Source organism: [Clostridium] innocuum (assembly GCA_012317185.1).
Classification (GTDB): Bacteria; Bacillota_I; Bacilli_A; order Erysipelotrichales; family Erysipelotrichaceae; genus Clostridium_AQ; species Clostridium_AQ innocuum.
This window is the reverse complement of the sequence record CP048838.1, coordinates 2,516,832-2,529,908: the sequence shown is the minus strand read 5'-3', so window position 1 is coordinate 2,529,908 and position 13,077 is coordinate 2,516,832. Positions and strand designations below refer to the sequence as shown.

The 13,077-nt window shown below is 45.9% G+C and carries 7 protein-coding genes, 1 tRNA gene and 3 rRNA genes; 10 read left to right on the top strand and 1 reads right to left on the bottom strand.

The features are described 5' to 3' along the window. Positions 1-57: 57 nt before the first annotated feature. Entirely contained in the window at positions 58-273 is a 216-nt protein-coding gene (locus tag G4D54_12230) for a YneF family protein (GenBank protein ID QJA03159.1), read from the top strand. Between the two features lie 144 nt (positions 274-417). After that, positions 418-1,119 (top strand): transglycosylase domain-containing protein, encoded by a 702-nt coding sequence (locus G4D54_12225; protein QJA03158.1) that lies wholly within the window; start codon positions 418-420, stop codon positions 1,117-1,119. 299 nt (positions 1,120-1,418) lie between these two features. Here the strand turns inward: G4D54_12225 and G4D54_12220 are convergent. Next, positions 1,419-1,505: transfer RNA gene (locus tag G4D54_12220), tRNA-Leu, on the bottom strand. A 291-nt stretch (positions 1,506-1,796) separates the two neighbouring features. Here G4D54_12220 and G4D54_12215 point away from each other — a divergent pair. From G4D54_12215 to rrf, 8 genes are all read left to right on the top strand, one after another. Beyond that, the gene (locus G4D54_12215) at positions 1,797-2,930 is read left to right on the top strand and encodes an ABC transporter ATP-binding protein (protein QJA03157.1); all 1,134 of its coding nucleotides are present in this window, start codon (positions 1,797-1,799) and stop codon (positions 2,928-2,930) included. After that, entirely contained in the window at positions 2,927-4,498 is a 1,572-nt protein-coding gene (locus tag G4D54_12210; protein QJA03156.1) for an ABC transporter permease subunit, read from the top strand. The genes G4D54_12215 and G4D54_12210 overlap by 4 nt, the downstream gene beginning before the upstream one ends. A gap of 850 nt (positions 4,499-5,348) precedes the next feature. Further along, positions 5,349-5,816 (top strand): MarR family transcriptional regulator, encoded by a 468-nt coding sequence (locus G4D54_12205; protein ID QJA03155.1) that lies wholly within the window; start codon positions 5,349-5,351, stop codon positions 5,814-5,816. Positions 5,817-5,819: 3 nt separating this feature from the next. Further along, positions 5,820-7,235: an MATE family efflux transporter gene (locus G4D54_12200; protein ID QJA03154.1), complete on the top strand. Its 1,416-nt coding sequence runs from the start codon at positions 5,820-5,822 to the stop codon at positions 7,233-7,235. Between the two features lie 247 nt (positions 7,236-7,482). Further along, positions 7,483-7,665, top strand: coding sequence for a hypothetical protein (locus G4D54_12195; protein ID QJA03153.1), 183 nt, complete (start codon positions 7,483-7,485; stop codon positions 7,663-7,665). 351 nt (positions 7,666-8,016) lie between these two features. Next, positions 8,017-9,566: ribosomal RNA gene (locus G4D54_12190) — 16S ribosomal RNA — on the top strand. Between the two features lie 219 nt (positions 9,567-9,785). Beyond that, a 23S ribosomal RNA gene (locus tag G4D54_12185) occupies positions 9,786-12,696 on the top strand. 67 nt (positions 12,697-12,763) lie between these two features. After that, positions 12,764-12,877: ribosomal RNA gene (gene rrf / locus G4D54_12180) — 5S ribosomal RNA — on the top strand. The 16S, 23S and 5S rRNA genes sit together here, the layout of an rRNA operon. Positions 12,878-13,077: the final 200 nt, after the last annotated feature.

Genomic DNA, 13,077 nt, shown 5'->3' with positions numbered 1-13,077 from the left:
CTATTGTAAAATCTCCATAAAAATAGTAAAATATGCTTATTGTAAGGAGGATTACATATGGATTTTTTAAGCTCTGTGTTATTTACCCTTGTAGGATTGGCAATTGGGGGATTCCTCGGTTTCTATTTCACAAAAAAGAAATTCGAGAAAGAACTTAGAGAAAACCCGCCTATCAACGAGAAAATGATTCGTGCGATGTTTTTACAAATGGGAAGAAAACCATCTGAGGCTCAGATTAAACAGATAATGAAGTCAGTGAACGCAAACAGATAATACACGGTGATGACCGTGTTTTATTTTATCTTGTTTCTTGTATTCTGATTTTGAAGAATCTTTCTGTTTCCTGACGATTTTATAACGAATCTGTAAGTTAGCTTCACAGGGGAATAAGTATGCTATAATGAGTATGGTGATAAAGTGAAGATTATAAGAAAACTGTTCCTGATTTTGCTGCTGATCGTTTTGATTGCTCTCACACTGTTTGTAGGACTTGGCTTTGTAAATTATGTCAAGGCTACCAATGAGGTCAGCATCAGTGAAAAGGTAGAGGAAATTAAACATAAAAAGTCCTATGTAACGTATGATGAAATCAGCGAGGAGCTGCTGCAGGCAACGGTTGCAATCGAGGACCGGCGCTTTTATGAGCATCATGGGGTGGAGTACCGTTCCATGGCCAGAGCGCTGTACCAGAATGTGCTGGCGGGGCAGATTCGCGGAGGAGGGAGCACCATCACGCAGCAGCTGGCAAAAAATATGTATTACACCTATCAGCCGTCCTATCTGCGCAAGGTCAGTGAGATTTTTACCGCATACGATCTTGAAAGGGAACTGAGCAAAAAAGAAATATTGGAGCTGTATGTCAACGTGATCAATTACGGAGATAATTATATCGGAATCAAGGCGGCAAGTGAGGGATATTTTCATAAGGAACCAAAAGATCTGACGCTGGATGAGGCAACGCTTTTGGCAGGTCTTCCACAATCTCCTGCAAATTATCAGCTGAGTAATCATGAATCCGCAGCCAGAAATCGGCAGATTCAGGTACTGAATGCAATGATTCGTGAAAATATGATCGATGAGCAGCAGAAGGCGGCAGTCATGAAGCAGGTGGAAAAGTAAGCGCTATTCCTGAATCAGTAAGCACGCATTGTCTGCATAAGGCATAGCAGCAGGTATAAAAAAACCTTCAACACAATCGATGAATAAGGATATATCTCTCATTGATTGCTGTGATGGTTTTCTTTTTTTAGGAATGATTTGCAAAAAAAGCTGGCGGGTATATATATGAAGCTTGAAACAGCAGACAATGACTGTGCCATCGCATAAGCCGGTGTGTACAATGCGGATCAATTGAAAATGGAATCGGAATTCTTATAAATAAAAAAAAACAGATACGATGTATCTGTTGTCTGGTTTACTGGTGCCCGAGGCCGGACTCGAACCGGCATGGTATTGCTACCGACGGATTTTGAGTCCGTTGCGTCTACCAGTTTCACCACTCGGGCGATTGCTTTGTTATTATAGCGTATTTATTTAGGAATTGCAATCCTTTTTTTATGAAAAACATAGGATAATGGTGAGCTCCTGCAGATAATGTAAGAATTGCTGTGACTGAAATAAAATGAAAAAAACCTTTGCTTTTTACCATGGATTTTACATTTTTTTTAAACTGTGTTATACTTATAACTACACATGGTGAAAAAGGATGGGGACGCAGAAATCGCCTTTCATCTTACGTCGCCGGTACGCTGTCGACAGACAGTTTTTTCTATTTGGGAAAGAGAGGAGGAATATAGATGTTGGAATTTCAGCATGTTTCCAAAACTTTTAAAAATCAGGAGGTTCTTCATGATATCAATATGGAGATTCACGACGGGGAATTTGTTGTACTGATCGGCCCCAGCGGCTGCGGGAAGACAACGTCCCTGAAAATGATCAATCGTTTGATCGCTCCCTCGAAAGGTCAGATACTTTTGAATGGCAGTGATATTCGAAATGAGGATGTGATTCGTCTGCGAAGAAATATGGGATATGTCATCCAGCAGACAGGCTTGTTTCCGCATATGAATATAGAGGATAATATGGAGGTGATTGCAAAGCTGGAGCATGTGGAGCAGGCACAGCGCAGGGCAAGGACCAGGGAGCTGATGGAAATGGTCGGACTGGACTATGCCGAATTTTCCCAACGCTATCCGCAGGAGCTCAGCGGCGGTCAGCAGCAAAGAGTCGGTGTGGCCAGAGCCTTTGCTCTTGATCCGGATATCATCCTGATGGATGAGCCGTTTTCCGCACTGGACCCGATTACGCGATCATCACTGCAGGATCAGCTTTTACAGATTCAGGAAAACGTGAGAAAAACGATCGTATTCGTAACACATGATATGGATGAGGCAATTAAAATTGCAGATCGTATCTGCATTATGCATGATGGAAACATTGTGCAATTCGATACACCTGAGGAAATTCTAAAGCATCCGGTTAACGAATTTGTCAGCAGCTTTGTCGGTAAAAACCGCATCTGGGATTCGCCGGAGCTGATTCGTGCCAGTGATATCATGATTAAGCGTGTCATTACAACCTATCCGGGTGTTTCTCTGGTACGTGCCTATGAATACATGCGTTACAACAAGGTGGATACGCTGATGGTGGTTGATCACAGCCAGATGCTGCAGGGAATGATCACGGCCAAAATGATTCGCAGACAGCCGCGGGACAATCACCTGCTGGTGCGTGATATTATGGTCAATCCTGCATACTGTGCTCAGGAGGATGATAACCTTGTGGATGTTATGCAGCAGACAAGACAGCATGACTTTTACAATGTTCCTGTATTGGATGAGCAGGGAAAGCTGCGTGGACTGATTACCAGAAGCTCTCTGGTGACAACCTTCTCCAAGCAGTTTGATCTGGAAGAAGGTGAACAGGCATGAGTGAATTTCTCGAATATGTACAATCCATCCAGGGACAGATTTTATCGTTGAGCTGGGAGCATGTGGAGCTTACGCTGTTATCTGTGATTCTTGCCATTGCGATTGGTGTTCCTCTTGGGATTTTAATTTCCTATCTCAAAAAGCTGACAAAGCCGGTTCTGGGAATTGCCAATATCGTTCAGGCCATACCGAGCCTTGCCTTGCTTGGGTTTGCAATCCCGTTCCTTGGAATCGGCTCCAAGCCCGCCATCTTTATGGTTATTCTGTATTCGCTTCTGCCAATTATTAAAAATACGTATACCGGTATTCAAAGCATACCGGATCAGACACTGGAGGCGGCTAAGGGTATCGGTATGACAAGAGCGCAGATTCTTATAAAGGTACAAATTCCCATGGCATTGCCAATTATTATGGCGGGTGTACGGATTTCTGCTGTTACAGCTGTCGGACTGATGACGATTGCGGCCTTTATCGGAGCAGGAGGTCTTGGCTACCTTGTATATTCTGGTATCCGAACATCCAACAATATGCAGATTCTGGCCGGTGCAGTTCCTGCCTGTATTCTGGCGCTGGTTATTGATTCCTTTATGGGAATCCTGGAGCGTGTGGTTGTTCCGGAAGGACTGACGATTGGAAATTTACAGACCAATCGACCTGTACGCAAATCAACAAAACTTATCGTATCGCTGCTGTGTCTTTGCCTGCTGATGGCTTCTGTTGGGGGCAGACTTATGAAGGGCGTGAGTAAGGACGCTTTGCATATCGGGAGCTCCGATATGAGTGAACAGCTGATTCTCGGCAACATGTATGCCGATATGATAGAAGCGAAAACGGACTACAAGGTACAAAGAGATCTTTCTCTTGGCGGGGTACAGATATGCTTCAGCGCACTGCAAAACGGTCAGATTGACATGTATGTTGATTATACCGGAACATTATATGGCGATATTTTAAAAATGAAATCAAACAGCAATGCAGATGAGGTGTATCGCATTGCGAAAGAAAAAATCAAAGAACAATATAATCTTACACTGCTGGATCAGACGCCGTTTAACGATACCTATACCTTTACTGTGCGCAAGGATACAGCAGAGAAATACAATTTAAAGACAGTCAGTGATCTGGAAAAGGTATCCGATCGTCTTACCATCACACCAACCCTGGCATTCAATAATCGTAAAGAGGCGCTGCCAGGCATCAAAAGCAAATATCCGAACATGAACTTTCAGGATAATATTGCAATGGATGGAGCGACACGCTATGTAGCTCTGGCCAATAAAGAAAGTGATGTGATTGATGCATATTCCACGGACGGACTGATCGACTATTATGATCTGGTCGTGCTGGAGGATGATAAACAGTATTTTCTTCCATACTATGGGGTACCTATGGTAAGCGATCATCTGCTTACGGAGTATCCGGATGCAGTTGGGGTGATCAATGAGCTTAGCAAGCATCTGAGCAGCGAAGGGATGCGAAAGCTGAATTATGAGGTGGATGTAAAAAAACGTGAGCCGGCAGAGGTTGCACACGAATTTCTGGTACAGGAGGGGCTGCTGGAAAAATAAGCGTACAGTGCATAGAAAAGGTTACCTCCTGTATCAGTACGCTTACCTGCGTAAAGCTGTGATCTGCTTATAAAATGAATGGGACTCTTATTCTGTTGGATGATATCCAATGGAAGCTGAGGCCCTTTTGTTATTCCGGGATAGAACAGCAAAATTAGGAAAACATGTCCTGACTATCCGTTTAGATATTCAATGCCCTTTAGAATAGGATCGAAATATTTCATATCTTTTTCCATTTCCCCTGCATTTCGCTGTGCGGGCGCAGATATTGCATAATTGTTTTGTTTCACACTTTATTCTTTGGCTGTTATAAACCTCTATCCGTTTCCAGGATGGTGCTGTCGGGGTTTGCTTTTAACTTTCTAAGCAAATATCACAACACCTGCCTATGTCTTTTCGGCAGTATCCTGCAATATGCAAAATCGGCGTATCGTCTAATAGGAAATAAATATATCATACAGGCAATTACCGCCCCGTTAAATAAAAGCAGTCTTAAAAGAAGCAGCTAGCATTCAAGAGGTCCGCATTTGGATTATGCGCTGCTTTTAACTCAACATATTTTCTGTTGAAAGGCGCTAGGGATTGTTTCTGCTTATGGAATCCGGGAAGAGATTGCTGCGAAGCAAACTTTTCCAGCCGCTTCGCCAGTGGTTCCTTTCATTTATGAATTTTCTTTCTTCGCATTGATAAGGTAGTGGACTATATCAGCTGTAAAGAATCAATACAGCATGCCTTTGGCAATGTATATTCTATATTGCTGCTGTCAACCATTTTCTATATTGCTGCTTGCAAGTTCGTGAAAACATGATATACTATAATCGTTTACAAGTAAACTAATGGAGGTGATGACATGCTCAAACATACCAATCTGGAAACACTTGTAAAGCGTTGTGCGGCTTTTCGTAAGGTTTATGCCAGAATAAGTGCGCCTGAGCTGAAGCATTACCAGCTCTCTCCCAGCGAAGTGGATATTCTGATTTTCCTATCCAACAATCGTACAATCAATACGGCAAAGGAGCTGAGTGCATTTCTTGGTATATCCAAGGGGCTGGTTGCCAGAGGGATTGAATCCCTGCTGCTAAAGGGATATGTATACATAGAAACAGACAATAGTGACCGGCGTATACAGCACCTGTTTCTGACAGAAGCGGCACAGGAGGTCATTCAGGTGCTTTTGAAAAAACGCAGCGAGGTGGAAGCTCACATTCTGAAGGGGATCCCACAGGAGCATATAAATATCGTCCTACAGACCTTTGATCGCATCAATGCGAATATCGAAAATATTATAGAAACAAACGAACATACATTGGAGGAATGATGAATGAAGATGTCAAAAGAAGTGGATTTGGGAAAGGAAAGCATTGGCAGATTATTTTTTATGCTGGCAGTACCGGCTATTTTATCACAGCTGGTTAACGCTCTGTACAATATGGTAGACCGTATGTATATCGGTCATATACCGGAAGTGGGTGCAACGGCCCTGACAGGTGTCGGAATCAGCTTTCCTATTATCATGATTATATCCGCCTTTGCGGCACTTGTCGCAATGGGGGGAGCACCACGTGCTTCTATTCTGATGGGGCAGCAGGATATCAAGGGGGCGGAGAAGATTCTCGGAAACTGCTGCTGTGCCCTGATCATCACCGCTCTGGTGCTTACCATAGCTGTCATCGGTTTTCATACACCACTGCTTTATATGTTTGGAGCAAGTGAGAATACGATCGGCTATGCACAGTCCTATATGATCATATATGCTGCCGGCACGATTTTCGTCCAGCTTACGCTTGGGATGAACGCCTTTATATCCGCGCAGGGCTTCAGCAGAATCAGTATGCTGACCGTTGTAATCGGAGCAATCACCAATATCATTTTGGATCCGATACTGATTTTTGTTTTCGATATGGGAGTGCAGGGTGCTGCGCTCGCCACGGTTATATCACAGGGTATTTCTTCCGTTTGGGTCATGCGCTTTCTGATGGGAAAGCAGACGATATTGAAGCTGCGCATGAGCAATTTCCGTATAAAAGCAAAGGTGCTGTTACCCTCGCTTGCCTTAGGTGTGGCACCCTTCATAATGCAATCAACGGAAAGTATTCTCGTATTGTGCTTTAACTCTTCCCTCTTGAAGTATGGGGGAGACCTTGCAGTCGGTGCTATGACGATACTATCGAGTGTTATGCAGTTTGCCATGCTGCCACTATCCGGCTTTACCCAGGGAGCACAGCCGATTATCAGCTATAACTACGGAGCAAACAATGCCTATCGTGTGAAAAAGGCCTTTCGTCTTTTGCTGATCAGCTGTCTGACCTACTCTGCTGTACTCTGGCTGCTTGCCATGGTGGTGCCGAATATGTTTGCGGCGATATTTACCAGTGATCCCGCTCTAACAGAAATTACCGTGTGGGCTTTGCGCATTTATATGGGAGGTTGCCTGCTGTTTGGCGCACAGATTGCCTGTCAGCAAACCTTTATTGCCCTTGGCAACGCAAAAACCTCAGCATTTCTTGCGATGTTTCGTAAAATTATCGTTTTGATCCCGCTGATTTATATCCTTCCGATGTTTATAGAGGATAAGGTTATGGCAGTATTTCTGGCAGAGCCGATCGCGGATATACTGGCCGTTCTGACTACGGTAACGATGTTCGTGCTCTTCTTCAAAAAGCTGTTTCGTAACATGGATGAAGAACATGTGGAAGAAGCAAAGCAGCAAACACAACTGGAGGAAAAGGAAGCATAAACCGTTAGAGGGAATGAATGCCAAAGAGCTTTCCTGCAATTCTGATATATAGAAGGGTTTCTTATAGGATATTAAGCAATCGTATAGGAGCCCTTTTATTATGTCATCAAAAGAGGGAAAGGGAACTGTGAAAATCTACTACAAGATTGGGGAAGAAGCTGATTTTACCATAGGTATTGCCTTGTGTATGGTATACTTCTATATATAGAATACGGATGCAGTAAAACATAGAGGAAAGAGAGATACTATGAGGGTAAAAGATTTCTTTAAAAAATTATGGAAGCAAGATGAAGAGCAGGTAGTGCAGAGACAGGATACAGTGGAACGAGTCGGCAAAGATATAGAATTTTACCGTTGTGATCCTGCTGCATGTGATGAAGTGGTATTTCGGATGAAACAGGTAAGGAACGCCTGTGTGAATGAAAAGTAGACTGGATCTTACGAAACCGTGATCTTATTCCACTGGATCCGCCATCCTATAGGCGATGGGGAAGGTTTGTACGGTATATGATAATCAGCTGTCGCATGCGGCGTATCGAAGGCGTTGTGACACAGTTTGCTGATTTATGACAAAAAAGTCAAAAAAATAAAAAAAAGCTGTTGACACAGGGTATGATTCGTTGTATTATATACGAGCGCTGATGAGTACAGCGGCAAACGAAATAGAAATTTCGGTCTTTGAAAACTGAACAGGAAACGTCAATTATTTGAGAAAACAATATTCTCGGTATAACGATAACAAAAATGAAATTCAAACGCAAGTCATGCGTTAGAGCTAAATCAAATGGAGAGTTTGATCCTGGCTCAGGATGAACGCTGGCGGCATGCCTAATACATGCAAGTCGAACGAAGTTTCAAGGAAGCTTGCTTCCAAAGAGACTTAGTGGCGAACGGGTGAGTAACACGTAGGTAACCTGCCCATGTGTCCGGGATAACTGCTGGAAACGGTAGCTAAAACCGGATAGGTATACAGAGCGCATGCTCAGTATATTAAAGCGCCCATCAAGGCGTGAACATGGATGGACCTGCGGCGCATTAGCTAGTTGGTGAGGTAACGGCCCACCAAGGCGATGATGCGTAGCCGGCCTGAGAGGGTAAACGGCCACATTGGGACTGAGACACGGCCCAAACTCCTACGGGAGGCAGCAGTAGGGAATTTTCGTCAATGGGGGAAACCCTGAACGAGCAATGCCGCGTGAGTGAAGAAGGTCTTCGGATCGTAAAGCTCTGTTGTAAGTGAAGAACGGCTCATAGAGGAAATGCTATGGGAGTGACGGTAGCTTACCAGAAAGCCACGGCTAACTACGTGCCAGCAGCCGCGGTAATACGTAGGTGGCAAGCGTTATCCGGAATCATTGGGCGTAAAGGGTGCGTAGGTGGCGTACTAAGTCTGTAGTAAAAGGCAATGGCTCAACCATTGTAAGCTATGGAAACTGGTATGCTGGAGTGCAGAAGAGGGCGATGGAATTCCATGTGTAGCGGTAAAATGCGTAGATATATGGAGGAACACCAGTGGCGAAGGCGGTCGCCTGGTCTGTAACTGACACTGAGGCACGAAAGCGTGGGGAGCAAATAGGATTAGATACCCTAGTAGTCCACGCCGTAAACGATGAGAACTAAGTGTTGGAGGAATTCAGTGCTGCAGTTAACGCAATAAGTTCTCCGCCTGGGGAGTATGCACGCAAGTGTGAAACTCAAAGGAATTGACGGGGGCCCGCACAAGCGGTGGAGTATGTGGTTTAATTCGAAGCAACGCGAAGAACCTTACCAGGCCTTGACATGGAAACAAATACCCTAGAGATAGGGGGATAATTATGGATCACACAGGTGGTGCATGGTTGTCGTCAGCTCGTGTCGTGAGATGTTGGGTTAAGTCCCGCAACGAGCGCAACCCTTGTCGCATGTTACCAGCATCAAGTTGGGGACTCATGCGAGACTGCCGGTGACAAACCGGAGGAAGGTGGGGATGACGTCAAATCATCATGCCCCTTATGGCCTGGGCTACACACGTACTACAATGGCGACCACAAAGAGCAGCGACTTGGTGACAAGAAGCGAATCTCATAAAGGTCGTCTCAGTTCGGATTGAAGTCTGCAACTCGACTTCATGAAGTCGGAATCGCTAGTAATCGCAGATCAGCATGCTGCGGTGAATACGTTCTCGGGCCTTGTACACACCGCCCGTCAAACCATGGGAGTCAGTAATACCCGAAGCCGGTGGCATAACCGTAAGGAGTGAGCCGTCGAAGGTAGGACCGATGACTGGGGTTAAGTCGTAACAAGGTATCCCTACGGGAACGTGGGGGATGGATCACCTCCTTTCTAAGGAGAAAGTACAAAAGAAGAGTTATCGAACATTTCCTGTTCAGTTTTGGAAGACTGATCTTCCAAACGAAAAAGAAGTCGATCTTTGAAAACTGAATAACAGAAGACATATGAAGGTCTATAACGAAAGTTGTAAACAAACATAGATATTCACGAGTAGAAAGTTAAACAAAACAGAAAACTCAAGCAAAAACCTAAGCAAAGAAATGAACGCTTTGAACTTAATGTGATTAAGTGAATAAGGGCGTACGGTGGATGCCTAGGCACTTGGAACTGAAGAAGGACGCAACAAACGGCGAAACGCGACGGGGAGTGGTACGTACACAAAGATCCGTCGATATCCGAATGGGGAAACCCGGCAGCAGTAATGAGCTGTCACCCATGAGTGAATACATAGCTCATGAGGGAGGTACCCGGAGAACTGAAACATCTAAGTATCCGGAGGAAAAGAAAATAAGAATGATTCCGTAAGTAGCGGCGAGCGAACGCGGAGGAGCCCAAACCAGATCTTGATCTGGGGGTTGTAGGACCACGAGATGGCAAGAGCAAGGCTAAGAGAACGGCATTGAAAGGCCGACCGGAGAGGGTGCAAGTCCCGTAACTGAAAGCGATGTGAAGCCTAGTGGTATCCTGAGTACGGCGAGACACGAGAAATCTTGTCGGAAGCAGGCGGGACCATCCGTCAAGGCTAAATATACCCAAGTGACCGATAGTGAACCAGTACCGTGAGGGAAAGGTGAAAAGAACCGCGGGAGCGGAGTGAAATAGAACCTGAAACCGTATGCTTACAAGAAGTCAGAGCCCGTTAAAGGGTGATGGCGTGCCTTTTGTAGAATGAACCGGCGAGTTACGTTATCGTGCGAGGTTAAGTAGAAGATACGGAGCCGAAGCGAAAGCGAGTCTTAATAGGGCGGCAGTACGATGATGTAGACCCGAAACCGTGTGATCTAGCCATGACCAGGTTGAAGTTCAGGTGAAACTGAATGGAGGACCGAACCGACCCCCGTTGAAAAGTTGGCGGATGAGTTGTGGCTAGGGGAGAAATTCCAATCGAACACGGATATAGCTGGTTCTCCCCGAAATAGCTTTAGGGCTAGCGTCGAGGTAGAGTCGCATGGAGGTAGAGCACTGAATGTACGATGGCCCCATCCCGGGGTACTGAGTATAATCAAACTCCGAATGCCATGGTGACATACTCGGCAGTCAGACTGTGGGTGATAAGGTCCATGGTCAAAAGGGAAACAGCCCAGACCGCCAGTTAAGGTCCCAAAATGTATGCTAAGTGGAAAAGGATGTGGGGATGCACAGACAACTAGGAGGTTGGCTCAGAAGCAGCCATCCTTCAAAGAGTGCGTAACAGCTCACTAGTCGAGTGACCCTGCGCCGAAAATGTACCGGGGCTAAGCATACTACCGAAGCTGCGGATTTGCAGTAATGCAAGTGGTAGGGGGAGCGTTGCATGCACGTAGAAGCTGTACCGTAAGGAGCAGTGGAGAGCATGGAAGAGAGAATGCCGGTGTGAGTAGCGAGATGTAGGTGAGAATCCTACACACCGATAGCCCAAGGATTCCAGGGGAAGGTTCGTCCGCCCTGGGTAAGTCGGGACCTAACGCGAGGCCGAAAGGCGTAGTGGATGGAAAACAGGCAGATATTCCTGTACCCGCGATGGAAATGAAGGAATGACGGAGAAGGCTAGTGTGAGCCACTTAGTGGATTGTGGTCGAAGCATATAGCAGGCTGACAGTGAAATGCGTCAGCGGGATGTAAGATGTGATAGGTAAGGGAACGCCCTCGGGCAAGTACTGAAGCACATGATGCCAGCTTCCAAGAAAAGTTTCTAGTATTAATTCCATAGCGGCCCGTACCAAAACCGACACAGGTGGGCAAGGAGAGAATCCTGAGGTGAGCGAGAGAACTGTTGCCAAGGAACTCGGCAAAATGACTCCGTAAGTTAGCGATAAGGAGTGCTCTTGTAAAAGAGAGCCGCAGTGAAGAGGCCCAAGCGACTGTTTAACTAAAACACAGCTCTCTGCAAAGTCGCAAGACGAAGTATAGGGGGTGACGCCTGCCCGGTGCTGGAAGGTTAAGAGGATTTGTCATCCGCAAGGAGAAGCAATGAATTGAAGCCCCAGTGAACGGCGGCCGTAACTATAACGGTCCTAAGGTAGCGAAATTCCTTGTCAGGTAAGTTCTGACCCGCACGAAAGGCGTAACGATTTGGGCGCTGTCTCGGCAGCAGACTCGGTGAAATCTTAGTACCTGTGAAAATGCAGGTTACCCGCAACTAGACGGAAAGACCCCATGGAGCTTTACTGTAGCCTGATATTGAATTTTGATCAAAGATGTACAGGATAGGTGGGAGGCTGTGAGACGTGTACGCCAGTATACGAGGAGCCGCTGTTGGGATACCACTCTTGTTTGATTGAAGTTCTAACCTGCACCCATGAACTGGGTGAGGGACCGTGTCAGGTGGGCAGTTTGACTGGGGCGGTCGCCTCCTAAAGAGTAACGGAGGCGCCCAAAGGTACGCTCAGATTGGATGGAAATCAATCGACGAGTGCAAATGCAGAAGCGTGCTTGACTGTGAGACAAACAAGTCGAACAGGGACGAAAGTCGGGATTAGTGATCCGGCGGTGCCGAATGGAAGGGCCGTCGCTCAACGGATAAAAGCTACCCTGGGGATAACAGGCTGATCTCGCCCAAGAGTTCACATCGACGGCGAGGTTTGGCACCTCGATGTCGGCTCATCGCATCCTGGAGCTGAATTCGGTTCCAAGGGTTGGGCTGTCCGCCCATTAAAGCGGTACGCGAGCTGGGTTCAGAACGTCGTGAGACAGTTCGGTCCCTATCTGTTGTGGGCGTTGGAGATCTGAGGAGAGCTGTCCTTAGTACGAGAGGACCGGGATGGACCTACCGCTGGTGCACCAGTTGTTCCGCCAGGAGCATAGCTGGGTAGCTAAGTAGGGAAGGGATAAGCGCTGAAAGCATCTAAGCGCGAAGCCTACTCCAAGATGAGATCTCCCATTCGTAAAACGAAGTAAGACCCCTTGAAGACGACGAGGTGGATAGGTCAGAGATGGAAGTGTAGCGATACATGGAGTTGACTGATACTAATAGGTCGAGGACTTAATCACACGTACCAGATGGTACAAAAAGAAACTGTCAACTGTTATTCAGTTTTGAGGGGTAGACCTCAAAGTGATCTGGTGGCGATAGCGATGTGGACACACCTGTTCTCATCCCGAACACAGAAGTTAAGCATATCAGCGGCGACAATATCTGGACTGGCTCCAGTGAAGATAGCACGCTGCCAGGTAATCTGACTCATCTTTGGATGGGTCTTTTTTTGTTTGGAATTTCTTTGTTGCTATAAGCGTCAGGTATCAGGAATGCATAGCATACCGTAGGTATAAAATATATAGGTTTAAGGAAAGCTGTATTGTGAAATCCCAAGGAAGCAGCATTGAAAAAAATTGGGAACATTCAACTAATATAGCAATTCCATGCTATAATAGA